Raw genomic sequence first — 24985 nt, 5'->3', positions numbered from 1 at the left:
CGGGCGGGCCCGTCCCGCCGGGGTCACGCGCCGTCCGCGATGTCGTTGGCGGCCACGTAGCCGAAGGTCATCGCGGGACCGATCGTCGACCCGGCCCCCGCATAGCTGTGCCCCATCACGGCCGCACTCGCGTTGCCCGCCGCCCACAGGCCCCGGATCACGGATCCGTCCGCGCGCAGCGCGCGGGCCCGGGCGTCCGTGACGATGCCGCCCTTCGTGCCCAGGTCACCCGGCACGATCTTGAAGGCGTAGAACGGCGGCGCCCAGATCGGGGCCAGGCAGGAGTTCGGCGTCACGCCCGGGTCCGTGTAGTAGTGGTCGTACGCGCTGTCCCCCCGGTGGAAGTCGGGGTCGGTGCCGTTCCACGCCTGCGCGTTGAACCGGTTGAGCGTGGAACGCAGGGCGGCCGCCGGCACCCCGATCTGGTGGGCGAGAGCGTCCCAGGTCCACGCCTTCTTCGCCGCGCCCGCCTGGTACCAGGAGTCGGGGAAGACGATCGTCGGCAGGATGTCCTTGAACAGGTACTTGTTGCGGTAGTTCTGATCCACGATCAGCCAGGCCGGAATGTGCGAGCCGGTGGTGCCCCGGTCCTTCTCGTACATCACGTGCACCACATCGCTGTACGGGGCCGCCTCGTTGACGAATCGGGCGCCCTTCGCGTTGACCATCAGGCCCCCGGGCAGGGTGCGTTCGGCCAGGCAGAAGTAGGGCTCGGCGGGGAGCGGGATCGACGGGCCCCACCAGGCGTCGTCCATCAACGCCAGCGCCGCACCGGCCCGTTGGCCCGCCCGGATCCCGTCGCCCGTGTTCTCCTTCGCGCCGACCGACCACTGGGTGCCGACCGGCTGCTGCTGGTACTGGGCCCGCATCTCGGCATTGTGCTCGAAGCCGCCCGAGCCGATGACCACGCCCTTGCGGGCCCGCACCACGCCCCGTACGCCCGCCTTCTCCACGACGACGCCGGTGACCGCGCCGCCCTCCTGGACCAGGTCGACGAGCGGGCTGTTCAGCCACACCGGGACCCCGGCCTGCAGCAGCCCGGCCCGCAGGCCGGTCGCCAGGGCCTGGCCCATGCTCAGCGGCTTCTGCCCGCACAGCGCGGCCGCCGTACCGCGCGCCAGGCATTCCGTGGACACCGCGAGCCCCTTGGCGCTCACGGCGGCGAGGTTGAGCCACTTGTAGTCCTGGCTGAACACCACCATTCCGGCCGGCACGGGCATGTACGCCGGGTTCAGGTGGGCCAGTTCGGGGCCGAGGATGTTCCCGTCTATCTGGTCCGGCTCGATGGAGCGGCCGTTCGGGAGCCCCCCGGGGAGGTTCGGGTAGTAGTCGCTGTAGCCGTCCATGAAACGGAAGCGCAGCGGGCTGTTGGCCATCACGAAGTCCAGCATCCGGGGCCCGTTGGCCAGGAAGGCCGCCTGCCGGTCCGCGGAGGAGCCGTCGCCGACCACGGCCGACAGGTACTGCGCCGCCTTCGCCGGGGTGTCCGGGACGCCCGCGCCCAGGATCACCGAGTTGTTGGGCAGCCAGATCCCGGCGCCGGACCGGGCGGCCGAACCGCCGAAGGTCGGGGCCTTCTCGACCACGAGCACGCTCAGGCCCCGCTTGGCCGCGGTGAGCGCGGCGGTCATCCCGGAGGCTCCGGAGCCGACCACGACGACGTCGTACTCGCCGAGCGCGGGCCCGTCCACGGCATGCGCGACGGCGGCCGGCAGCACGGTGGCGGCGAGTGCCCCGGCACCGGCGCCGGCGAGGACCGCCCGGCGGGAGGGGAGGGCGGAACTCGGTTCGGATCTCGGTACGGAACTCGCTGCGGAGGCGGTTCTCGCGGTCATGGGCAGGCTCCAGCGGAGAGGGGGGTGAGGGGACGGATCCAGCATTCTGATGCTGAGTCAGAAAAGGTCTTCGGGGGATCATGTGAAGTCAAGGCATACGCGCCGGTTGCGCTCCCGGCCCGGACGTGCGAAATCCCGTGCCGCACACACCGGGTGTGTGCGGCACGGGATTTCGTGGGCGACCGCGCGGTGCGCGGCGCGGGTCAGCGCGTGCCCACCGCCGCTCGGACCGCCCTGCGGGCCATGCCCGCGTCGTCGTGCAGGCGGCGCAGCAGCAGCCGCTGCTCCTCGCCCGAGGACAGGGCGCCCGCCGGCAGCGCCTGCGTCGGGGTGACCGCCAGCATCGAGCGCTGCACGGCCGTCTCCGACATCCGGATCTCCCGGGTCAGCACCAGCATCAGGTTGACCAGGAACGCGTCCCGCGCGGCCGGTCCGGCCGCCTGCGCCAGTCGGCTGATCTGGGCGCGTGCGGCCGGGGCGTCGCCCAGTACCGTCCACAGGGTGGCGAGGTCGTAGCCCGGGCGGTACCAGCCCGCGTGCTCCCAGTCGAGGAGCACGGGACCCGTCGGGGACAGCAGCAGGTTCGACAGCAGCGCGTCGCCGTGGTTGAACTGCCAGGGGTTGCCCGACAGCTTCACGCCGTGCAGCAGCTTCTGCAGATCGCCGAAGTCACGGTCGGTCAGCAGGCCCAGCTGGTAGTCCCGGGCGATCCGCCGGTCGTAGTCCAGAGGCCGCCCGAACAGCTCGTCGGCGGGCCGCCAGCCGTTGACCTGGCGCACGGCTCCCAGCGCCGCCCGCAGGTCGGCCCGCGGCGGGGCTTCCACCGGATGCCGCTGGAGCGCGGCGACCCGGCCGGCCATCCGCTCGACGATCAGTACGCAGTTCTCCGGATCGGCGGCGATCAGCCGCGGCACCCGGACCTGCGGGCGGTGCCGGACGAACGTCCGGTACGTCGCTATTTCGTGCCGGTACCGCTCGCGCCACTCGGGCGAGTGATCCAGTAATACCTTCGCGACGGCCGTCATCCGTCCGGTGGTTCCCACCAGCAGGACCGACCGGCCGCTGCGGCGCAGTACCTGGACCGGCGCGAACTCCGGACAGATGCGCTGCACGGAGGCGAGTGCGGTACGCAGCTGCGCCCCTTGGGGACCCGACAGGTCGATTCTCCCGCTGAGCGGCTGCGATCCGGTTCCCGGCATCCGCCGCGCCCGTACGGCGCCCTGCGCCGGGGCCGCGGGGCGGCCGGGTTCGAGGTAGGGGCCGCCGCCCGCGGGGAGCGTGCGGTGCGGCCGGACCGGGGCGGACACGGAGGACGTGGCTGCGTACATGGCGTTACGGATCCCTTCGTGCGCCGACGAGTTGCGTACGCCGCCCCGCCGGATCCCGTGCATCACCCTGGGGAGTTCCGCCGGTGACCGGGTCGGGGAGGCGCATTCCTACCTGACACCCGGGCGTGGGTGGCGGACCACATTGCGTGCCCTGGCGAACCCTGGCGAATAGTCGCTCGGCATCTGACGGGGGGTTACTGTCAACTCAGCCGAGAACCTGGGGGCTTGACGTGAGCAAAGGTCCAAACACCCGTCTGAACGACCTGTTCGGCCTGGCCGGCTGGTCGAAGGGCGAACTGGCGAGGATGGTCAACCGGCAGGCGGCCTCGATGGGTCACCACCAGCTGGCCACCGACACCTCGCGGGTGCGGCGCTGGATCGACATGGGGGAAACCCCGCGCGAACCGGTGCCCACGGTACTGGCAGCACTGTTCACCGAGCGGCTCGGTCGTGTCGTGACCATCGAGGACCTCGGGTTCGTACGACAACGGCGCACCGCCAAAAGGCAGCCGGACGGGGAGCAGGAGAACCCCGACGGAATGCCCTGGGCGCCCGAACGCACAGCCGCGGTCCTCACCGAATTCACGGGAATGGACCTCATGCTCAACCGTCGCGGTCTGATGAGCGCGGGTGCCGCGCTCACCGCCGGCTCAGCCATCGGCAACGCCATGCACGACTGGCTCCACACCGACCCCGCCCGCGCGAAGGACGCGCGCCACACCGACGCCTTCCAGGCCGACTCCGCGGGCTACGACCGCTACGAGGCGGCGCCCATCGGCTCCCAGGAGATCGAGGCGCTGGAGCGCTCGGTGGACGTCTTCCGCGCCTGGGACGCCTCCAGAGGCGGCGGCCTCCAGCGCAAGGCCGTGGTCGGGCAGCTCAACGAGGTGGGCGGCATGCTCGCGTACCACCACCCCGACCACCTCCAGCGCCGGCTCTGGGGGGTGGCGGCCAACCTGGCGGTCCTGGCGGGCTGGATGTCCCACGACGTGGGCCTGGAGCCCACCGCGCAGAAGTACTTCGTCATCGCCGCGCACGCGGCCCGCGAGGGCGGCGACCGGCCGCGTGCGGGGGAGGCGCTCTCCCGCGCGGCCCGGCAGATGGTCCACCTGGGCAAGCCGAACGAGGCCCTCGACCTGATGAAGCTGGCACAGTCCGGCTCCGGCGAGCAGACCCTGCCCCGGACCCGCGCCATGCTCCACACCATCGAGGCCTGGGCGCAGGCCGCGCTCGGCAAGGGGCAGGCCATGCGCCGCACCCTGGGCGAGGCCGAGGACCTGTTCGTGTCCACCTCGGGTGACGTGCCGCCGCCGTCCTGGATGCAGCACTTCGACGAGGCCGATCTGCACGGCATGCAGGCGCTGGCCTTCCGTACCCTCGCCGACCACGATCCCTCGGCGGCGACCATCGCGCAGCAGCACGCGAAGGAGGCCCTGCGGCTGCGGGCCGACGGCCACCAGCGCTCGAAGATCTTCGACTACATCTCGATGGCCTCCGCCTGCTTCATCGCCGACGACCCGGAGCAGGCCGACCGCTACGCCCGTCTGGCGTTGGTCTCGATGAACGAGACCTCCTCGCACCGGACATGGGACCGGCTGCGCGAGATGTACCGGCTGACCGGCCACTACTCCGGATTCGCCGGCATCGAGGAACTCCGCGAGGAGATCAAGCTGGCCCTCCCGAACAGTCCCGTGGCACGGTCGGTTTGAGACCGGTGGCCGCCGGGGTCCGGGGACGGGAAAGGCCGCGCCTTCCGGCGCGGCCCTGAGTCCCGCGAAGCGTCTACTGCCTGCTGCCTACGTGCCTGCTGCCCGCCGCTCGCTACGAGCCGATCCGGGCCACCAGGACGCAGGCGTCGTCCTCGCGCTCGCCCTCTCCGAACTCCCCGATCACCAGGCGCACGCAGTCCTGTGCGGACCGGGCGGCGGAGAAGTGCGGTGCCAGTGCCAGCAGCCGTTCGGTCCCGTCGGCCTTGCTGAACTCGATGCTGCGCGGCGTCAGTCCGTCGGTGTGCAGGACGAGCACGTCGCCGATCTCGAGCCGCTCCTCGGCCTGGCCGTACGTGGCGCCCGAGGTCGCTCCCAGCAGGACGCCCTCGGGCGGCAGCAGCGAACGGCCCTGGCCGCGCCGGAACAGCAGCGGGGCGGGGTGGCCGGCCTGGGCCCAGGACAGCACGCGGCGCGCGGGATCGTAGCGGCAGCACACCGCGGATCCCAGCGCGGGCTGGACGGAGGTTTCCAGGAGCTGGTTGAGCCAGCCCATGAGCGGGCCGGGCTCGATGCCGGCCATGGCCATCCCGCGCAGGGCGCCGAGCATCATCGCCATGCCGGAGGTCGCGGTCACCCCGTGCCCGGTGAGGTCACCCACCGTCAGCATCGAGTTCCCGCCCGGGAGTTCGAGCGCGTCGTACCAGTCCCCGCCGATGAGCGCGCTGGTCGCGGAGGGCAGATAGTGCGCGGCGACGTCCAGCGCCCTGGTGTTGTCGTGCGGGAACCGCAGGGAGCCGCGCCACGGGGGGAGCACGGCTTCCTGCAGCTCGACCGCCAGCCGGCGCTCGGTCTGCGCGATCTCCTGCCGGCGCTGCAGCGAGTCCCGGGACTCGCGCACCGCCCGCTGGCTCCGGCGCAGTTCACTCACGTCCCGCAGTACGGCCCACATGGAGGCCGTGCAGCCGTCGGAGTCGAGTACCGGCTCGCCCCTCATGTGCAGCGTCCGGACCCGGCCGTCGGCCCGGACGATGCGGAACTCGCCGTCTATCGGCTTGCCGTCCACCAGGCAGGCGGTCACCATCGCGGTCAGCAGCGGCTGGTCCTCGGAGAACAGGGTGGACCCCAGTTCGTCGAGGGGCAGCGCGCCGGCCTCGGGGGAGCGGCCGAAGATCTGGAAGAGTTCGTCCGACCAACTGACCTCGTCGGTCAGGAGGTTCCACTCGGCACTGCCGACCCTGGTCTGCTGGGCCTCGGCCCCCGTTTCGGGGGCGGCCTGCGGCAGCGCGGCCGACTCGGGCGAGGCGGGCGGCAGGCCCTCCTTGAGCTGGCCGAGGTGCGCGCGGAGGTCGTCGAGGTGGTGGACGGCGAGATCACACAGTGCGCGCTGCCAGCGGCCCTGCGCGTCGTCGTCGTCGACGACGGTGTCGCGGCGGACGGCGTCGACTTCTCCCCGGAGCTGTCGGGTCTGCGAGATCAGCGCGTCCACCGACCCTGGCTCGGGGGGTTGCGCGGGGCGGTCCGCGTACAGGTGGGACGGCATCTGAACTCCGATACAGGCGCGGCACGGCCAAGTCTGAGGAGGGACCGGTTCTGAAGGAAGGGCCGGTTACGACTGTTGCACAGCCGGCGACGGGCTGTAAGGCGTTTGGCAACATCTGTGGCGGACTTGCATCGGGCATATGCCTGCGGCCTTCCGGCCCTCCTGGAGTGTGCGAACGAATCCGGTCAGCCCATGCCGGAGGGCCGGCGCGGAAACCCCGCCGGCCCTTGCGGTTCCCGGGCCGTCACACGGTCAGCGGTACCGGGTGGATCTCGCTGGCGGGGTGCCCCGTGCGCTCGTGGATGCGCTGGACCGCCTCCGCCGACGGCGCCTCGGAGAGGCAGTAGACCGTGCCGGACGCGGGGTCGGCCCAGGCGCGCTCGAAGTGCACGCGTTCTTCCTTCTCGATGGCCAGGTCGGCGTTGTGGGCGGCCTTCAGCTGCTCCGCCGTGATGCCGGTCATGCCGTAGTGGACGTCCATGTACTTCGTCACTGCCGCACACCTCCTCCATCTGCGCGGTGTGGCACTGCCGTCCTTTTTCCATCGTCCGCCCGCGGCCGGAAACCGGCCTTTCGGACGAGGGTGATCGATCGTACGGCCGAGGTGTGCGAGGACCGCCCGCAGGTGTACCGGCGAAAGACGACGCAGGACCCGGATCAACACGACCGGGCCGGTACCCCCCGAACGAAGGACACCGTGCTCCGGCTGCCGCTGTCCGTCCTGCTCTGCGGCCCGGCTGACGGTATGTCCGATATTCCGTCCGGCGGTTGATCCGGACTTCCCCCCAGCCCCCCGGATCGCTACTCTACGTGCCGGTAATGAGCCGGGGAGGCTCGCTGAGGCGGGCCGCGCGCAGGGTGGGGACACAACGACATGACCGGGCAGAGCCACGCGCCAGCCGACGGCCAGAGCCACGGCCAGAGCCACGCGCCGACCGACGGCCGGAGCCACGGGCCGAGCCGGCGGTCCTTCCTCACCTATCTGGTCGCCGCTCCGACCCTCGCCCTCGTCACGCGCGCCGGCGCCGACCTCCTCGCCCCGCAGTCCGCGCACGCCGTGATCCCGACGCTGCCCGCCATCGCGGACCTGGTGGACCTCGGCGACCTGTTCATCCTGGCCGGCGCCCCCACCTCGGCCCTGCTCGCGCTCGCCGTGGAGGCAGACGGAACGATCCGCTTCCGGCTGCCCCGCGAGGAGGTCGGCCAGGGCCTCACCACCGCCGTGGCGATGCTCGTCGCCGAGGAACTGGACGCCCCGCTGGCCGCCGTACGGGTCGAACTGGACGACGCGCGCCCCGAGCTGCTCTTCAATCAGCTCACCGGATCCTCCAACTCCATCCGCTCCCTCTACGGCCCGGTCCGCCAGTGCGCCGCCACCGCCCGGGCCCGGCTGGTCGCGGCCGCCGCCGTGCGCTGGAGCCTCCCGGCGTCCACCCTGACCACGGCCAACGGCGCCGTCCGCGCCCCCGACGGCCGCACCGCGGCCTACGGCTCCCTCGCCGCGGCCGCCGCCGACCCCGCCCTCATCGTCCTCGGCGCCACCCCCAAGCCGACGGCGAAGCACGCCCTGGTCGGCAAGCCCACCAGCCGGATCGACGCCCGCGCCATGGTCACCGGGGCCCAGCGCTACACCCTCGACCTGGACGTCCCCGGGGCCAAGCCCTGCGTGGTCCGCCGCCCGCCCACCCTCGGCGGCAGCGTCCGCTCCGTCGCCAACCTGGACGCCGTCCGGGCCATGCCCGGCGTGCTGCACGTGGTCACCGTCGCCACCGGGGTCGCCGTCGTCGCCGAGACCTTCGGCCAGGCCCTCGATGCCAAGGCCGCCCTCCAGGTCACCTGGGGCCCGGGCCCGGCCGACCAGCTCTCGGACGCGGCCGTGCGTACGAAGCTGCGCGCCGCCACCCCGCCGCTGCTCGTGCCGCCGCTGCTCACCCCGCACGTGGACGCCGAGTTCGACTTCGCCTTCGTCAGCCACGCCCCGATGGAGACCAACTCGGCCGTCGCCGACGTGCGCGAGGACCGCGCGGAGATCTGGTCCGGGCTCAAATCGCCGATCGTGGCCCGCGAGACGATCGCCGCCACCCTCGGCCTGCCCCTCGACAAGGTCACCGTCCACGTGGTGCAGGCCGGCGGATCCTTCGGCCGCCGGCTGTTCTTCGACGCCGCCCTGGAAGCGGCCCGGATCTCCAAGGCCTGCCGCCGTCCGGTCCGGCTGATGTGGACCAGGATCGACGACACCCGGCACGGCCGGATGCGCCCGGCCACCCACCACAAGATCCGGGCGACGCACCTGCTGGGCGAGGTGCTCAGCTTCGAACACCGGGTCGCCGCCGCGGAGACCGACTTCCGGCACGGACTCGGCGAGATCATCACCGCCACCGCCGCCAGCCTCCCGCTCGGCATCGGCAACGCCACCCTCGCGCAGACGCTGTTCCTCACCACGATCAAGTCCCCGTACCACTTCGGGCTCACCACCCAGGCGCTCACCGAGGTCCCGACCGGGGTGCCCACCGGGTCCTGGCGGTCGGTGTACTCCGCGAACACCCGCGGTGCCGAGGAGATCGTGGTGGACGAGCTGGCCGCCGCGACCGGCCGGGACCCGTACCAGTTCCGCCGGACCTTCCTGAAGACGGCCGCCCAGCGCGCCGTACTCGACAAGGCGGCCACCGAAGGGGGCTGGGGCCGGGCCATGCCGGCCGGCTGCGCCCAGGGCATCGCCTTCCACGAGGAGTACAAGTCCCGGACGGCCTGCCTGGTCGAGATCGACACCAGGGACCCGGAGCACATCCGCGTCACGAAGGCGGTCATCGCCGTCGACGTGGGCCTGCCCGTCAATCCGCGCGGTCTGGAGGCCCAGATGATCGGCGCTCTGACCGACGCGATCTCCACCACGCTCAAGGCCGGCCTGCACCTGGACAAGGGGCTCCCGCTGGAGGGCAGTTACAGCCAGTTCCACTGGGCGCAGCAGCGCGACACCCCGAAGGACGTACGCGTCTTCGTGCTCCCGGCGACCGGAACCGAGCCCGGCGGGGCCGGTGAGCTGGGCCTGCCCGCCGCCGTGGGCGCGATCGCCAACGCCTACGCCCGGGCCACCGGCACCAAGCCGCGCAGCTTCCCCCTCGACTTCGACGTCGACTTCACCCCGTACCCGCGCTAGCCAGCCAGCCAGGAGCCGAGCCGTGCCCTCGCACACCTTCACCGTCAACGGGCAGAGCGTCACCGTGGACGCGCCCGACGATCTGCCCCTGCTGTGGGTGCTCCGCGACATGCTGAACGTACGCGGCCCCAAATACGGCTGCGGAGTGGACGTCTGCAAGGCCTGCACCAGCCACCTCGACGGGGTGGACGTCCGCCCGTGCGTGGTGCCGGTCTCCGCGTGCGCGGGGAAGACGGTGACCACGATCGAGGGACTGGCCGACGGCGAGGACCTGCACCCGGTGCAGGAGGCCTGGCTCGAACAGGACGTCGCCCAGTGCGGCTTCTGCCAGCCCGGCCAGATCATGGCGGCCGTCGCCCTGCTGAAGCGGACGAGCACGCCCACGGACGAGGACATCGACGCGATCGCCAACATCTGCCGCTGCGGCACCTACTTCCGCATCCGGGAGGCGATCCGCAGCGCGGCGGCGAAGATGTAGGCGGTTCACCCCATGACACAGGGTCTATATAGGGCGAAACGACATGCTTTTGGCTGATCATGCCTGAATGAGGCGTATCAATGCGAAACGCGTGCTCGTCGGCGAACCGCTCGACACCGCGCGCCTGGGCGAGACCCTGCTGCCCAAGCGGCTCGCGCTCCCGATCTTCTGCAGCGACCCGCTCTCCTCCGTGGCCTACGCCACCGAGGAGATCCTGCTGATCCTCGCCCTCGGCGGGGTCGCGCTGCTCCACCTCGCCTGGTACGCGGCCGCCGCCATCGTGTTCCTGCTCGTGGTCGTCGTCGCCTCCTACCGCCAGACCTGCTACGCCTATCCGGGCGGCGGCGGCGCCTACATCGTCAGCTCCACGAACCTCGGCCCGACCGCCGGCCTCACCGCCGCGAGCGCCCTGCTCGTCGACTACGTCATGACGGTCGCCGTCTCGGTGGTCTCCGGCGTCTCCGCCATCACCTCCGCGATCCCGTCGCTCTCCGACCACGAAGTCCCCCTGTCGGTGGGTTTCGTGGTGCTGCTGACCCTCATGAACCTGCGCGGCGTACGGGAATCGGGCCGTGTCTTCGCCGTCCCCACCTACGGCTTCGTCCTCGTCATCTACCTGATGTTCGCCGTGGCCGCCTACCGCCTCGCGACCGGCGACACGATCCGCGCCGAATCCGCCGCGCTGCCGATCAGCGCGGAGGGCAACTACGCCGGCCTCGCGGTCGTGCTCCTCGCGCTCCGGGCCTTCGCCTCCGGCTGCACCGCGCTCACGGGCGTCGAGGCCATCAGCAACGGCGTGCCCGCCTTCGAGAAGCCGAAGAGCAGGAACGCGGCGACCACCCTCGCCGCGATGGGCGTGCTCGCCGTCACCATGTTCGCCGGGATCACCTTCCTCGCCATGTCCTACAAGGTGCACGTGGCGGCGGACCCGACCGAGCTGGGCCTGGCCCCCGGAACCCCGATGTCCACCGCGCTCGCGCAGATCGGCAGAGCCACCTTCGGCGACTGGCACGTCCTGTTCTACCTGCTCCAGGCCGTCACGGCCGGCGTCCTGATCCTCGCCGCGAACACCGCCTTCAACGGCTTCCCGATGCTCGCCTCGATCCTGGCCAAGGACCGGTACGTACCGCGCCAGCTCTTCAACCGCGGCGACCGGCTCGTCTACTCCAACGGCGTCGTCCTGCTGGCGCTCGCCGCCATCGCCCTGATCATCGCCTTCGACGCCCAGCTGACCCGTCTCATCCAGCTCTACATCATCGGCGTCTTCGTCTCCTTCACCCTCTCCCAGGCGGGCATGGTCAAGCACTGGCAGCAGGAGCTCGCCTCCCCGGAGACCCGCAAGGAGGAGCGGATCCACATCCACCGCCGGCTCGCCATCAACGCGGTCGGCGCCGTCATGACCTCCGTGGTCCTTGTCATCGTCCTGATCACCAAGTTCACCCACGGGGCCTGGCTCGTCGTCATCGCCATGCCGCTGCTCTTCCTCGGGATGAAGGGCGTGCGCCGCCACTACGACACCGTGGCCCGGGAAGTCGCCGTCGCCCCCGGGGTCAAACCCCGCAAGCCCGCCCGCCACCACGTCGTCGTCCTCGTCGCCGCCGTCCACGCGCCGACCCTCAAGGCCCTCGGCTTCGCGATGGGCCTGCGCCCAGACACCCTGACGGCCCTCTCCGTGGCCGCCGACGAGGAGGACGCGAACCGCCTCCGCGCGGCCTGGGCGGACCACGACCCCGGCATCCCGCTCAAGGTGCTGCACTCCCCGTACCGCGAGGTGGTCGGGCCCGTGCTGGCCTACGTACAGGAACAGGCGGCCGCCGAGGGCACGGACATGCTCTCCGTGGTGATCCCCGAGTACGTGGTCGGGCACTGGTGGGAACAGCCCCTGCACAACCAGATCGCGCTGCGCCTCAAGGCACGCCTGCTGTTCACGCCCGGGGTCGCGGTGATCGACGTGCCGTACCTGCTGGAGTCCGCGAAGCCCGCACAGGAGGGGGATCCGGGGGAGGGGGACCGGCAGGAGCAGGCGGGGACCCGGCCGGGCGCTGGGTGACCGCGGCGTGGGCCAGCGCCAGTTCCACGACGTGTGCGGGATCGGCCAGCGAGCGGCCGGTGAGCTGCTCCAGCCGGCGCAGCCGGTTCGAGACGGTGTTGCGGTGGCAGTACAGCCGCTGTGCGGCGTACGTGGTCGAGCCCCGGCAGGTCAGCCAGGTCCCCAGGGTGGTCAGCAGGACCCTGCGGTCCTCCGGGGCCAGCGCCAGGACCGGACCCAGCACCACCTGACGCAGCCGGCCCGCGAGTTCGGGCTCGGCCGCGACCAGCGCCGCCGGGAGCCGTTCGTCCAGCAGGGCGGTGTGCGGCCCGTCCGCCCCCGGCGCCGCGCGCAGCGCGAGGACGGCCAGCCGGCGGGCCCCGGCCAGCTCGCCCGGGGTCTCCACCACCGGGCTCACCCCGGCGCGTAAGCCGAGGGGCGCGAGCAGATCGGTCACGGAGGCGAGTGGCAGCCCGCCCAGCTCGACGAGGCCGGTCTCCCCGTCGGCCCTGATCCGCCACAGCACCCGCGGGGCGCCGCCGTCCGGGGCCGTCCACGCCCCGTCTCCGGCATCGAGGACCACCACGGCGAACCGTCCGCGCTCCGGCAGTCCGAGCCTGCGCGCGGACTCGGCGGACCGGCCCGCCGGACCACCGCCGTCGAGCAGGGCGTCGAGCAGGGCCCCCCGCAGCTCCCGCTCGCGGTCGCCGCGCACGGCCTCGGCCCGGCGGTAGGAATCGGCCGCCGCGTCCGCCATCCGGTCGACCACGTCCCACAGGGCGGGCGCCCCGGGCAGCAGCCGGGGCAGCGCCGCCCGGTCCCGGGCGGCGACGGCCTCGGTCAGGAGCTGCCACAGCAGCCGGCCGCCGAGCCGGTACACCCGCAGCAGGGAGTCGAGCGGCAGCCCCTGCCGGGCGCGGAGCTCGCCGTCGGCGCGCGCCTCGCCGAGCTCGGGCGGCAGGCCGCGGGCCTCGCGGAGAAGACCGTCGACGGCCTGGCGGAGCAGGTGGTGGACCCGCTCGCGCAGGGCGGCCCGGCCGAGCAGGGCGACGTAGACGGCGCAGGCCGGATCCCCGTCCGGTGCCCGGTCGGCGAGCCGCTCGGCGGCGACGGCGATCCGGCGGTCCAGGTCCTCGCGTATCTCCCCGATGATCCGCTCCATGACGGGCAGGGTGGCACGAGGGAGGGGGCGCTGGGGAGGGCTGCGACGGTGCCGTGTCCGCTAAGAGGTGAGAGGTGTTCCGTAATTCCGGTACGATCGCCGAGTCCCGTATGGGATAGGGCGAGAAGACGCCCTGTGGGAGTCAACCGCATCGTGTCTGTCCCCGGCTTGCCGGTACGGATCACGCGGCAGTACAGCGTCTGCGTTGTGCCTCTGCTCCCCGAATGCCGGACCAGCGCCCTGAGCGACCCCGGATGAGCCGCCCCCGGGCGACCACGCCGGACAGCCCAGGAACCGCCCCGGCTGCAATCCGTCATCCCTGCGGGAACAACGGATCAAGTCTTAGCGTGTCCGAAGCACTGACAGCGAGAGCGTGCAGTGTATGCGGCGGTCATACCGACAGCACGTACCGGCGGCCGCCGCACCGGTCGCGCGGTGCCGGACCACGTCGCGGTGCGTGCCGCGGAGCACGCCGTGTCCACATCGTCAGGGATCCACCCATGCGCCAGAACCCGGAGCGCCGCGCCGCGCTGCTCGACGCCGCCATCGAAGTCCTCGCCCGCGAGGGCTCACGGGGGCTGACCCTGCGCGCGGTGGACACGGAGGCCGGGGTTCCGACCGGCACCTCCTCCAACTACTTCGCCAACCGCGCCCAGCTCCTCGTGCAGATCCTGCACCGCACCCGCGAGCGGCTGACCCCCGACCCGGCGGACCTGACGGGCCCGTTCGACACGAAGGTGCTGCTGCACCGCCTGCTGGAGCGCATGCGCCGCGAGCGCAGCGTCCACACCGCGATGCTCGAACTGCGCCTGGAGGCCACCCGGCGGCCCGAACTCCAGGAGGCACTGGCCGGCTTCCTGGGCGCCGAACTGGAGGCGAACATCGCCTGGCACCTGGAGGCGGGACTGCCGGGGGACCGGCAGGGCGTGGTCCTGATCTACCTGGCCATGCTCGGGCTGATCGTGGACGACCTCACCGTGCCCGGACTGCTGGAGCCCCATCCCCTCCACGGGGCTGGGGGGCTCATCGACACGATGGTCGAGCGCCTCCTCCCGGAGGGGCCCGCGGACTGACTATCGTGCCGGTAGCGCGGGTTCCGGGTTCCGGGTTCCGGGGTCCGGGGTCCGGGTTCCGGGGTCCGGCAGGACCGGCTCGCATCGCGGGGCTCGTGGAGATCGCGGAAGGGACCGTGGCAATGGCGGACATCACGGGGCAGGGCGCGGGCGACGGCCCCCGCGCCTGCGACGGCGGCATCCAGTGGCTCGCGGACTGGAACGCCTGGTACGTCAGCCTCACCTTCGCCCGGGGCATCGGCCCCGAGGAACTGGCCGCCCGGCTCGGCGCCCTGCCGGACCTGCACCCCGGGCCGCTCGGGGCCATCGACGCGTGGAGCATGGTCACCGAGACGGTGGACGGCGACGGGGTGGCCCGGGTCGGCACCTGGGGCGGCTGGTCCTTCGCCGTGGAACACGGAGTGCCCGCCGGGGCGCAGCGCCTCGCGGAGGTCTCCCGCTCCGGGGTCGAGGCCGTGCACCTCGACCCGCAGCCCGACCACCCGCCCAAGCAGTTCGCGTACGCCCGGGACGGCGAGCTGGTCTGCTGCTTCGGCATCGGCGAGGAGCACTGGCGCGGCGGCCACCGGCCAGACTTCCTCCTGCCGGAGCTGGTCGAGGCCAAGATCCTCACCCCGGACGGGTGCTACGCCCGCCCCGAGGACGAACCGTACGAGGAACGAGACCGCCTCACCCTCGCCGTACTGGAACACCGCTTCGCACTGTCCCTGCCCCGCCGCCTCGTCGAGGAGACCCCGCTCCCGGCCTTCGTGACCTGCACGCAGTAGGGGCCCGGCCGGGGATGCGCGGTTTTGGCCGGAGAGGGTGGTCTTGTGACACTACGGGGGTGAACGCGACCGACTTGTTCCACCAGACGCTGCGCGAGCGGATCGCCCCGGCGCTGCGCGACGCGGGTTTCACCGGCACGGGGCTGGAGTACCGGCTCCGCGCCGCCGAGCCCGACCACGCGCTGCTCGGCTTCCAGCGGAGCGCTTCGTCCGGGGCCGCCGAGTGCAGGTTCACCGTGAACCTGCGCGCGGTCCCGTACGAGGAACACGAGGCCCTGCGGCGGCTGCGGCCGGAGCTCGGGACCCGGCTCAGCGCCAACCGGATCGGCCCCGTCGGCTGGCACGCCAGGATCGGACGCCTCCTCGGCCATCCGCACGACCACTGGTGGAGCATCACCGACGAGCGCACCGCGGCCCGCGTCGCGGACGAGGTCACGGACGTGGTGCGGCGCCACGCCGTCCCCGCGCTGTGGGGCGAGGTCACCGACCGGCCCCCGCTGCCGGGGCCCGTGGTGGATCCGGTGCCCGACTGCCTGGACCCGGTGTGCCTGCGGGCGGACAGCGGTCCGTTCCCGGTGGCGAGCGGGGTGACCCCGCTGCCCGTGGACGTCGAGGGCACCCTCGTACTGGAGACGGGTGAACGCCGCCGGGCCTCGCCCTTCCTCACCGTCCACGACGAACGGACCGACGCGGAAGCCCGCATCGTCATCGACGCCCCCTGGCGCCTGGAGCAGCCGCTCTTCGGCTCGGTCCGGGTCGGCATCGCCGCCGACGGCGACGTCCGCGTCTCCACCAGCCCGGGCAGCACGCTCCCCGGCCATCCGCTGGCGCTCCTCGGTGAACTGGCCCTGTGCCGGATCAACACGGCCGAGGTCACCGGCAACGGCTCCCTGCGGCTCACCTTCGAGCGGGGCACCCCGCGCGAGGCCTGCCTCACCGTGTCCGGCGCCCCGCACGCACTGACCGTCGGCGCGCCCTGGCACATCGAAGGCTGGACACCGGCCCGCATCTGACGGCCGGCGGCCGGTGGCCCGCGTCTGTTGGCCCGCGTCCGTTGGCCCGCGTCCGGTGGGCCGTATTCGGTGGGCCGCGTCCGGTGGGCCGTATCCGGTGGGCCGTATCCGGCGGCCGGGATCAGCCGCCGAGTTGCCGTGCCAGGTGCCGGATCATCGACTCGGTCGCCGGGCTGCGGTCCCCGGTCCGGACGGTCGCGTAGATGTCCCGTACGAGATGGGCCGGTTCGGCGATGTCGTGGAAGGAGATCTCCGGGCGCCGGTCCGCCGCGCTCTGCGGCACCAGCGCGACCGCGAAATCGGCGGCGACCAGGGAGAGCAGCATCGGATAGCTGTCGGCGCGGAAGGCGATGTCCGGTTCGAAGCCGGCGGCCCGGCAGATCCCCTCGGTGACCGCCTGGAAGCCGGTGCTGGGCGTGGTCGAGGCCCAGGCGGTACGGGCGAACTCGCCGAGCCTGACCGGCCCGTCGAGCGCCGGCCTGGCGTGCGGGGGAACGGCGAGCATCAGCTTCTCCCGGCGCAGCAGCACCTGCCGCAGACCGCGCAGGTCCGGCTCCGGGAGGTGGGGGTACTGGTGGGTGACCGCCAGGTCGAGGCTTCCCGCCGCCAGCGAGGGCAGTGCCAGCTCCGGCTCCAGCTCGGTCAGGCTCACGTCGAGCCCCGGATGGGTCCGCCGGAAGGCGGCCAGCGCCGGCACCGTGAAGGGCTCCGCGGCGGAGGCGAAGGTGGCGACCCGCAACTGGCCGTCGCGCAGCCCCGCGATATCGCGCAGCGCCTCCTCCGCGGCCTCGATCTCGGCGAGCACGCGGGTGGCGTGGGATACCAAGGTGTGCCCGGCGGCGGTCAGGCGTACGCTCCGACCGGAGCGCTCCAGCAGCGGACAACCGGCCTGGCGTTCGAGCGCGGACAGCTGCTGGGAGGCGGCGGAGGCGGTGACGTCGGCGCGCAGTGCGGCACCCGCGATGGTGCCCGTGCGCGCGACATCGACGAGGAGCTTCAGTTTCCGGGGGTCGAGCATTAGTTGATCTTATGCTCAGGTTTACGCGCGTCCGCTGGTTTTGAGGCCGGTGAGCGACTTTGATGGGTTTGCCAGGCCTCGTACCGGAGCAGGGGGACCACTCATGGGCACCGAACACAGTCCGAAGGACAGCGCGGACGGCGCGGACAGCGGGAGCGCCACCACCACCGCACCCACCCTCATCGGTTCCGTGCAGCGGGCATTGCGGCTCGTGGAGGCGATGTACGCGGAGGGCGGGGCGACCGCCAAGCGTCTTTCCCGGCTCACCGGAATCCCGTTGCCCACCGTGTACCACCTGCTGCGAACCCTCAGCCACGAGGGCTACGTACAGCGCGAGGGCGGGTCCTTCCGGCTCTCGGACGATCTGCCGCTCGCTTCGTAATGATCAAAATGCGTGGGGTTCCGGCCAAGCTGTCACGTGCCATCGTGCATGTTCCAGCGGAAAATGCCAGAACGCCCTTCCGCAGTGTGGAAGTTGAGTAGGTTCCCTTCTGTCGCGCCGTACGACCGTGCACCACGCACGGTCCGGCCGGGAGGGGAGCCCGCGTGCCCGGGATCGACGAATGCCTGCTTGAAGCCATGGCCCTGCCTGGTGCCAGGGGGGCCGCGCTGGTCGACTGGAGCAGCGGACTGGCCCTCGGCACCGCCGGGGAATCACCGGTGGGGGATCACGAGACCACCGCGGCCGAGACCGCCGAGCTGGCCCGCGCGGCCGCCGAGTACGAATCCTTCGCCCCGGGCGGGACCGAAGCGCAGGACGCCGCCGGGCCGCCGGTGGAGGACCTGATCGTCACCACCCGGACCGGGTACCACGTGCTCCGCTTCGTGGAGACCAGCTTCGACAGCAGCGTGTTCCTGCACCTGTGGCTCGACCGGACCGACGGCAACCTCGCTCTCGCCCGGCACAGACTCCGGGCCCTGGCCGAGGAGCTGGTGCTGAAGTGACCGCCGCCGCTGTCGCCGCCGTCTCCCCGCTGCTCACCCGGCTCGCCGCCGAGCGGGCGACCGGCGCCCTGTTCCGCGAGCGCGGCACCCTCTTCCTGGAGGACGGCCGCGTGGTGCACGCGGAGAGCCCGGCCACCCCCGGACTCGACGTCCTGCTCACCACCGGCGGGGGCCTCACCCCCGAGCGCTGGACCGACGCCGTGAACCAGGCCGGTGCCCGCCGCCAAGTCGCCCGCTTCCTCGTCGACAGCGGCGGGCTCGCGGGCGGCGAGCTGGAGATATGCCACCTCGCCGCGATCTTCGACGCCGCCTTCTTCGCGCTCTCCCCGGGCAGCGGCCCCTCCCGCTTCCGGCGCGGGGCCACCCACTGGATCGGCTCCGTCCGCTCCGTTCCGGCCGCCGCCGTCGAGCGGGAGACCTGCCGCCGCCGGGAGCTCCTCGACGCGGTCTGGCCCTACCCGCTGCTGGACACCTCCCCGGTGGTGCCCCGCCCCGCCGCCCCCGGCCAGACCGTCACCGCACGCCAGCGCATCCTCCTCGACCGGGCCGACGGGGTACGGACACCGGCGGACCTCGCCTGGGTGCTGGGCCGGCCGGCCTTCCACACCCTGCTCGACGTACGACGCCTCGCGGCGGCCGGGCTGGTCGAGACCCCGCACGCGCCGGCACCCGCCGCCGCGGAGGCGCCGCTGCCCGACTGGATGACGCAGGCGCAGTCCCCGGACGTGGCATTGCTGCGCCGGTTACGCGACGCACTGGAGGCAAGCCTGTGAGGCTCCCGCTGCGAGCCGCCCAGCGCGGCGACCGTTCCGAGCGGCGGCAGTCCGAAAGGAGAAGGTCCGACATGAGTACGGTGCCCGCCGAAGCCGAGGCCGAGATACTCGCGGAGCTCCGACGGCTGCGGGCCCGCGTCCCGCAGCTGGGCGGGGCCCTCGCCGCGAGCGTCGACGGCCTGGTCCTGGCCCACGACAGCGCCGCCACCGAGGCGGAATCCGTGGCCGCCCTGACCGCCGCGGCCCTCGGGGTGGCCCAGCGGCTCAGTGACTGCACCGGGCAGGGCGGGTTCCGCGAGCTGCTCGTGCGCGGAGAGGACGGCTACGTCGCCACCTACGCGGCGGGCGACGCGGCCGTACTGACCCTGATCGCGGAGCCGCGCGTCAACGTGGGCCGGCTCCACCTGGAAGCCCGCCGGTCCAGCCTGCGCATAGCGGAGCTGATCGACCACAGCCTCGGCCGCCGCGGCCCGGCACCGGGCGCGGGCCCGGGTTCCTGACCCCCCGACCACGTACACCCGTACCGACCGAACCGCACTGCCCGAAAGCGCCCAGGAAACCGAAGAGAAAGAGGAACGTCATGGCCAACGTGGAGACATCGCTCAAGGAAGCCAGCACCAGCATCGACGGCGTGCTCGGCATCGCCCTGGTCGACTGCAGCAGCGGTATGGCACTCGGCACCCTCGGCGGCGGAAAGGATCTCGACCTCACGGTCGCCGCCGCGGGCAATACCGACGTGGTGCGGGCCAAACTCCGCACGATGGAGATGCTCGGTCTGAAGGACGAGATCGAGGACATTCTCATCACCCTCGGAACCCAGTACCACCTGATCCGGCTCCTGAAGGGCCGGGGCTCCGCGGGGCTCTTCCTCTACCTCGCGCTCGACAAGACTCGGGCCAACCTCGCCATGGCCCGGCACCAGTTGAAGAAGATCGAGGCGGAGCTCGAAGTCTGATCCGATGACGGCGAGGTGGCGGGCGGCTGAACTCATTGCCGCCCGCCCCGCGGCTTCTTACGTATGTCCCGAGACGACCGATATTTACCATCTCGTTGCACAGTAAGATGCTGCAATCGGCTGATCGTCACGAATGCCATAAAGCTGGAGAACTCGCCCCCCATGCTTCCGCGCCTGAGTATCGTCGTCCCCGTTTACAACGTCGAGCTCTATCTCGACGAGTGCCTGGAATCCATCGCGGCACAGACATTCGGTGACTTCGAAGTCGTTCTTGTCGACGACGGATCCACCGACGGCAGTGCGGCACTCGCCCAGGCGTTCGTCGAGCGTGACGACCGCTTCCGGCTGGTTCTCCAGAAGAACGCGGGACTCGGTGCGGCCCGCAATGTGGGCGCCCGCCACATCAGCCCGGGCACCGAGTACCTGGCCTTCGTCGACAGTGACGACACCCTGCCGCCGGACGCCTACCGGCGCATGGTCGACGCCCTCGACGAGACCGGCTCCGACTTCGCCGCCGGCAACGTCAAGCGCTTCCGCTCCGTCGGCATGCAGCAGTCCTGGGGACACCGCGCCGCCTTCGGCGCGACCCGGCTGAAGACCCACATCTCGAAACTCCCGGCGCTGGTCACCGACCGCACCGCCTGGAACAAGGTCTACCGGCGCAGCTTCTGGGACGAGCACGCCTTCCAGTACCCGGAAGGCATCCTCTACGAGGACGCCCCCGTCTCCATCCCGGCGCACTACTTCGCCAAGAGCGTCGACGTCCTCAGGGAGTGCGTCTACCACTGGCGCGTCCGCGAAACCGGCGAGCGCTCCATCACCCAGCGCTCCACCGACCCGGTCTCGGTCATCGACCGGGTCGCCTCCGTCCGCCTGGTCCGCGAGGCCCTTCAGGGCGAGCAGGGCGCCGCCTACACCCGCTACCTGCGCGACTACGACCGCAACGTGCTGATCGAGGAACTCCCGCTCATCTACAAGTACGTCGGCGAGGCGGGGGCCGACTTCCGTGCCGCCTTCGCCCGGGAGGTCGGCGGCCTCGTCCGGGAGATCGGACCCGGGCCGTGGCCCGACATGGCGGTCGCGGACCGGCTCAAGGCCTACCTCGCCGGGGAGGGCCGGATCGAGGAGTTCGTCGCCCTCGTCCAGCACCAGCGCGACTTCGCCTTCAGCGTGCCGGTCAAGGGACTTGCCCGCCCGCAGGCCGACTACCCCTTCCTCACGGCACCGGTCCCCGCGAAGCTCCTCACTCTCGGCCCGCCCGAACGCCGCGTCGTCGGTAGCGTGGAGGAGGCCCGCTGGGCCGACGGCAAACTGCTGCTGAGCGGCTACGCCGTGCCCGGACACCTGGGCGCCGAGAGCCGCCTCGGCTCGCGCAAGCTGCTGGTCTTCCGCCAGAACCGCAAGGGCCGCAAGGGCCGCAAGGGCAGCCGAGCCGTCGTCACCACCCGTACGGTCGCCTCCCCGATGGCCACGGTGAACTCCGAGCACCTCGCCCTGCGCCACGCCGACTGGGCTGGATTCACGGCCGTCGTCGACCCGACGGCCTTCCGGACGGGAGGCAAGTGGAACGAAGGCGTGTGGAACACCTCCGTCGTCCTCACCGCAGCCGGAGGTCTGCACCGCGCCCGGCTCAAGGGCGGCGAGCACGACAGCGGACAGAACCCGCCGGCGCACTGGGTCGCCCCGGACGTGCGGATCGTCCCGAACACCTCCGGTACCTTCAGCGTCCGGGTCGAGATCGTCCGGGCCCGCGCCCTCGACGTCCGCCCGGCCGGAGGCGAAGCCGTCGAGGTGTCGGGCGAGCTCGCCGCCGAGGTCGGCGCAGGAGCCGCCCTGCGTGCGAAGCACGGCCCCACCGGAACCGTGCTCAGCTTCCCGCTGGAGAGCGCCCCCGCCGTCACCGGCGGCCGGATCCCCTTCACCGTCCGCGTGCCGCTGGCCCCTCTGGCCGCCGTCGCGGGGGCCCCGGGCGCGCCCGGCGGGTGGACCCCGAAGCCGTGGACCCTGTCCGTGACCGGCGCCGACGGCTCCGAGCATCCGCTGGCGCACGACGAGCGCGCCGGGTTCGCCGGACTGGTCGTCGCGCTGCCCGGCGAGGAGCCCGGCCTGTCCCTCTTCGCCAAGCGCGGCAACACCGGACACCTCACCCTCTCGGTCCAGTTCTCCCCGCCGCTGATCGACACCGTCGAGGCCGAGGACGGTGCCCTGACGCTCCGGGGCCGCTTCCTCGCACCCCTGGACGAGCCCTACGAACTGGTCCTGTACAACAACCAGAACGGCCTGGAGTTCAGTTACCCCGTCACCCGTGCCGGCGATGCCTTCGAAGCCTCCTTCGAGCCGGTACTCCCCGAGAGCCGCGCCGGCCGCACCCCGCTGCCGCAGGGCCGCTGGTGGCCCACACTGCGTCCCGTCTCCCAGGGCGGGGTCACGGCGGGCCTGGTCGCAGTGGACCGGGGCGCGCCGCTGCAGTTCGCTCCGACCGCCCTGCACGCGGGGCCCCACGCCGTCACCGCCCTGGGCCGGCCGATACGCGTCGAATGCCGCGTCCACGACCGCGTCGTGCTGGTCGCGGACTCGATGATCGGCCCGCACGACCGCTCGCGCTACGCGCAGCGGATCGCGCGCGACGTGACGTACCCGGCGCAGAGCGCCCTCCCGGTCGAGGACATCGTGGTCTACGACGCCTTCCAGGGGTACGGCGCCGGCGACTCGCCCCGCGCCATCCACGAGGAACTCCTGCGGCGCGGCGAGAAGCTCGAACACGTCTGGCTGGTGCGCGACGGCCGCGCCGAGGTCCCGCGGACCGCCCGCGCGGTCCAGTACGACAGCCGGGAATTCTGGGACGTGCTCGCGCGGGCCCGGTACTACGTGGTCAACGACAGCGTGCCGCGCGCCTTCCGCCGCCGCCCCGGCCAGACCGTCGTGCAGACGTGGCACGGTACGCCGCTGAAGCAGATCGGCCACGACTTCATGCACGACTACTACACCAGCCCCGAGGTGCTGGACGCGCTGGAGCACGACAGCGCCCAGTGGTCCCTGCTCGCGTCCCCCGGCTCGTACGCCACGCCGGTCCTGAAGCGGGCTCTCGGCTACGACGGCGAGGTCGTCGAGTCCGGCAGCCCGCGCACGGACGCGCTGATACGGCCCGACGCGGAACGGATCGCGGAGGTCCGCCGGCGGCTCGGCCTGCCGGAGGGCAAGAAGGTCGTCCTGTACATGCCCACGTGGCGGGAGAACCGCCGCGGCTGGACGGTCGCCTCCGGCTACAAGCTCGACCTGAAGATCGACCTGGACGCGGCCCGCCGTGAGCTCGGCGAGGACCACGTCCTGCTGATCCGCGGCCACCACAAGGTCACCGAGCAGGTGCGCGACGGCGTCCGCGACGGGTTCGTCGTCGACGTGTCGCGCTGGCCCGACCCCACCGACCTGCTGCTCGTCGCCGACGTGCTGATCTCGGACTACTCCTCCGCGATCTTCGACTTCGTGCACACCGACCGGCCGGTCCTGCTCTTCGCGTACGACCTGGAGCACTACCGGGACACGCTCCGCGGCTTCACCTTCGACCTGGAGGAGAAGGCCCCGGGGCCGCTGCTCAGGGACTCGGCGAGCCTGATCGAGGCCGTACGGAACGCGGACGCGGTGGGCGCGCAGTACGCGCGGGCGCGGGCGGCGTTCCGGGAGGAGTTCTGCGACCTGGACGACGGTCGGGCGGCCCGGCGGATCGTCGATCGCATGCTCGGCGCGTAACCCACAGGAGTGCATTCCAGGCGGGATGCGGACCGGTCCCGGCCCACCGATGAGTTTCGCGGCCGGGGCCGGTCTGTTCTGTATGTGCGGGACGGATCCCCCCACCCCCACGCACGCTGGAGGCAGTCATGGCGAGCAACCCCTTTACCACGTGTCTGTGGTTCGACGGTGCGGCTGAGGCCGCCGCCGACTACTACCTCTCGGTCTTCAAGGACGGCAAGCGCGGCCGCGTCGGCCTCTACCCGGAGGGCAGTCCCGGCGTCGCCGGCGAGGTCATGGTCGTCGAGTTCGAGATCAACGGCCAGAAGTTCGTCGGCCTCAACGGCGGCCCGCAGTTCCCCTTCACCGAGGCCGTCTCCTTCCAGATCCACTGCGCCGACGACGCCGAGGCGGACTACTACTACGAGGCGCTGACCGGCGACGGCGGCCAGGAATCCGCCTGCGGCTGGGTCAAGGACAAGTTCGGGCTGTCCTGGCAGGTCATCCCGGCCGGGGCCATCGAGCTGATCTCCGACCCCGACCCGGGGCGGGCCGCGCGGGCGACGGCCGCGATGATGAAGATGAAGAAGCTCGACGTGACGGAGATGCGGCGGGCGGCCGACGCGGGCTGAGGTGGGCGGCCCGGCCGGCTAGGGCAGCGCGCCGGCCGCGGCGATCCGCGCCAGCAGGGCGGGCAGCGCCGTCCCGATGGGCTCGCGGATCACCTCGTCGGCGAGGGAGTCGTACGGCGTCTCCTGCGCGTTCACGATGATCAGGCGGGCCCCGGCCTCCGCGGCCATCCCGGCCAGCGAGGCCGCGGGCTGCACCTGGAGCGTCGAGCCCACGGCCACGAATACCTGGCACCCCTTGGCCACCGCGACGGCCTGCGCAAGCACCTCTGGGTCCAGCCGCTCCCCGAACATCACGGTCGCCGCCTTCAGGATCCCGCCGCACCCGAGGCAGGCCGGATCCGGTTCCCCGGCGGCGACCCGGGCCAGCGCCTCGTCCATCCCGGTACGGGCGTGACAGGCCGTGCACACCACGGACCGCGCTGTGCCGTGCAGTTCGAACACCTTGCGCGCGGGGGTCCCGGCGACCTGGTGCAGCCCGTCCACGTTCTGGGTGATCACCCGCAGCGGGACCCCGGTGCGCTCCAGTTCGGCGACGGCGAGGTGCGCGGCGTTCGGCCGCGCCCCCAGGGCCCCGAGCTCGGCGCGCATCCGCCAGGACCGGCGCCGGATCTCCGGGTCGGCCATGTAGTACGAGTAGGTCACCAGTTTCTCGGCGTCGGCCTCCCGGCGCCACAGCCCCTGCGGCCCCCGGTAGTCGGGAATCCCCGAATCGGTGGACATCCCGGCCCCACTGAACACTGCGACGAGCGGCTTTCCCATACGCCGACTCTAGATGAATGAGTCCAAGGGATCGCCTGCGGACATGAGACGAGGGCGTCCAACGTCGATGTGTGACGAACGACCTG

Annotated in this window: 19 protein-coding genes and 2 pseudogenes; 14 read left to right on the top strand and 7 right to left on the bottom strand. The window is 72.2% G+C overall.

Annotated features, from left to right (window positions below; all coding sequences use genetic code 11):
- Positions 1–23 precede the first annotated feature (23 nt).
- Together kstD and MTF69_RS38260 are read right to left on the bottom strand one after the other, a co-directional pair.
- Complete coding sequence (gene kstD, locus MTF69_RS38265; protein ID WP_279346780.1) at positions 24–1835, bottom strand: 3-oxosteroid 1-dehydrogenase; 1812 nt, start codon at positions 1833–1835, stop codon at positions 24–26.
- A 203-nt stretch (positions 1836–2038) separates the two neighbouring features.
- Positions 2039–3163 (bottom strand): aminoglycoside phosphotransferase family protein, encoded by a 1125-nt coding sequence (locus tag MTF69_RS38260; RefSeq protein WP_243341238.1) that lies wholly within the window; start codon positions 3161–3163, stop codon positions 2039–2041.
- 230 nt (positions 3164–3393) lie between these two features.
- On the opposite strand from MTF69_RS38260, the gene MTF69_RS38255 reads away from it, so the two are divergent.
- A complete protein-coding gene (locus MTF69_RS38255; RefSeq protein WP_243341236.1) occupies positions 3394–4872 on the top strand; it encodes a hypothetical protein in 1479 nt (492 codons plus the stop codon).
- Positions 4873–4984: 112 nt separating this feature from the next.
- Here MTF69_RS38255 and MTF69_RS38250 read toward each other — a convergent pair whose 3' ends face one another.
- Together MTF69_RS38250 and MTF69_RS38245 are read right to left on the bottom strand one after the other, a co-directional pair.
- Entirely contained in the window at positions 4985–6412 is a 1428-nt protein-coding gene (locus tag MTF69_RS38250) for a PP2C family protein-serine/threonine phosphatase (RefSeq protein WP_243341235.1), read from the bottom strand.
- Positions 6413–6656: 244 nt separating this feature from the next.
- Positions 6657–6905: an SCO4226 family nickel-binding protein gene (locus MTF69_RS38245; RefSeq protein WP_243341233.1), complete on the bottom strand. Its 249-nt coding sequence runs from the start codon at positions 6903–6905 to the stop codon at positions 6657–6659.
- A 381-nt stretch (positions 6906–7286) separates the two neighbouring features.
- Between MTF69_RS38245 and MTF69_RS38240 the strand changes: the two genes are divergently transcribed.
- The 3 genes from MTF69_RS38240 to MTF69_RS38230 all read left to right on the top strand — a co-directional run bounded on the left by MTF69_RS38240 (position 7287) and on the right by MTF69_RS38230 (position 12097).
- Positions 7287–9569, top strand: coding sequence for a xanthine dehydrogenase family protein molybdopterin-binding subunit (locus tag MTF69_RS38240; protein WP_243341232.1), 2283 nt, complete (start codon positions 7287–7289; stop codon positions 9567–9569).
- Between the two features lie 22 nt (positions 9570–9591).
- Positions 9592–10047 (top strand): (2Fe-2S)-binding protein, encoded by a 456-nt coding sequence (locus MTF69_RS38235; protein WP_243341230.1) that lies wholly within the window; start codon positions 9592–9594, stop codon positions 10045–10047.
- Between the two features lie 67 nt (positions 10048–10114).
- Positions 10115–12097 (top strand): APC family permease, encoded by a 1983-nt coding sequence (locus tag MTF69_RS38230; RefSeq protein ID WP_243341228.1) that lies wholly within the window; start codon positions 10115–10117, stop codon positions 12095–12097.
- 67 nt (positions 12098–12164) lie between these two features.
- Here the strand turns inward: MTF69_RS38230 and MTF69_RS38225 are convergent.
- A pseudogene (locus tag MTF69_RS38225) lies at positions 12165–12833 on the bottom strand (helix-turn-helix domain-containing protein); the annotation flags it as partial.
- 905 nt (positions 12834–13738) lie between these two features.
- Here MTF69_RS38225 and MTF69_RS38220 point away from each other — a divergent pair.
- The 3 genes from MTF69_RS38220 (at position 13739) to MTF69_RS38210 (ending at position 16091) form a co-directional block, all read left to right on the top strand.
- Positions 13739–14311, top strand: a complete 573-nt coding sequence (locus MTF69_RS38220) for a TetR/AcrR family transcriptional regulator (RefSeq protein WP_243341226.1) — start codon at positions 13739–13741, stop codon at positions 14309–14311.
- A gap of 122 nt (positions 14312–14433) precedes the next feature.
- Entirely contained in the window at positions 14434–15078 is a 645-nt protein-coding gene (locus MTF69_RS38215) for a DUF6461 domain-containing protein (protein ID WP_243341224.1), read from the top strand.
- A gap of 59 nt (positions 15079–15137) precedes the next feature.
- A complete protein-coding gene (locus tag MTF69_RS38210; RefSeq protein WP_243341222.1) occupies positions 15138–16091 on the top strand; it encodes a DUF4304 domain-containing protein in 954 nt (317 codons plus the stop codon).
- 121 nt (positions 16092–16212) lie between these two features.
- Here the strand turns inward: MTF69_RS38210 and MTF69_RS38205 are convergent, their stop codons facing one another.
- The gene (locus tag MTF69_RS38205) at positions 16213–17109 is read right to left on the bottom strand and encodes a LysR family transcriptional regulator (RefSeq protein WP_243341221.1); all 897 of its coding nucleotides are present in this window, start codon (positions 17107–17109) and stop codon (positions 16213–16215) included.
- Positions 17110–17212: 103 nt separating this feature from the next.
- Here MTF69_RS38205 and MTF69_RS38200 point away from each other — a divergent pair.
- The 7 genes and pseudogenes from MTF69_RS38200 to MTF69_RS38170 form a co-directional block, all read left to right on the top strand.
- Positions 17213–17464 (top strand): annotated as a pseudogene (locus tag MTF69_RS38200) (helix-turn-helix domain-containing protein); the annotation flags it as partial.
- A gap of 191 nt (positions 17465–17655) precedes the next feature.
- Complete coding sequence (locus MTF69_RS38195) at positions 17656–18054, top strand: hypothetical protein (protein ID WP_243341219.1); 399 nt, start codon at positions 17656–17658, stop codon at positions 18052–18054.
- Entirely contained in the window at positions 18051–18827 is a 777-nt protein-coding gene (locus MTF69_RS38190) for a transcriptional regulator (protein ID WP_243341218.1), read from the top strand. Before MTF69_RS38195 ends, MTF69_RS38190 begins: the two co-directional genes overlap by 4 nt.
- 71 nt (positions 18828–18898) lie before the next feature.
- The gene (locus MTF69_RS38185; protein ID WP_243341217.1) at positions 18899–19327 is read left to right on the top strand and encodes a roadblock/LC7 domain-containing protein; all 429 of its coding nucleotides are present in this window, start codon (positions 18899–18901) and stop codon (positions 19325–19327) included.
- 80 nt (positions 19328–19407) lie between these two features.
- Complete coding sequence (locus MTF69_RS38180) at positions 19408–19782, top strand: hypothetical protein (RefSeq protein WP_243341215.1); 375 nt, start codon at positions 19408–19410, stop codon at positions 19780–19782.
- Between the two features lie 162 nt (positions 19783–19944).
- Positions 19945–23529, top strand: coding sequence for a bifunctional glycosyltransferase family 2 protein/CDP-glycerol:glycerophosphate glycerophosphotransferase (locus MTF69_RS38175; RefSeq protein ID WP_243341214.1), 3585 nt, complete (start codon positions 19945–19947; stop codon positions 23527–23529).
- Between the two features lie 128 nt (positions 23530–23657).
- On the top strand, positions 23658–24140 hold the full coding sequence (locus MTF69_RS38170) for a VOC family protein (RefSeq protein WP_243341212.1): 483 nt from the start codon (positions 23658–23660) through the stop codon (positions 24138–24140).
- 18 nt (positions 24141–24158) lie between these two features.
- Here MTF69_RS38170 and MTF69_RS38165 read toward each other — a convergent pair whose 3' ends face one another.
- A complete protein-coding gene (locus MTF69_RS38165) occupies positions 24159–24899 on the bottom strand; it encodes a Sir2 family NAD-dependent protein deacetylase (protein WP_243341210.1) in 741 nt (246 codons plus the stop codon).
- Between the last annotated feature and the right edge of the window lie 86 nt (positions 24900–24985).

Origin of the sequence: Streptomyces sp. AP-93 (genome assembly GCF_022808175.1) — a bacterium.
Taxonomy (GTDB): Bacteria; Actinomycetota; Actinomycetes; order Streptomycetales; family Streptomycetaceae; genus Streptomyces.
The sequence above is the reverse complement of the archived record's forward strand: the minus strand, read 5'-3'. Positions and strand labels throughout refer to the sequence as shown.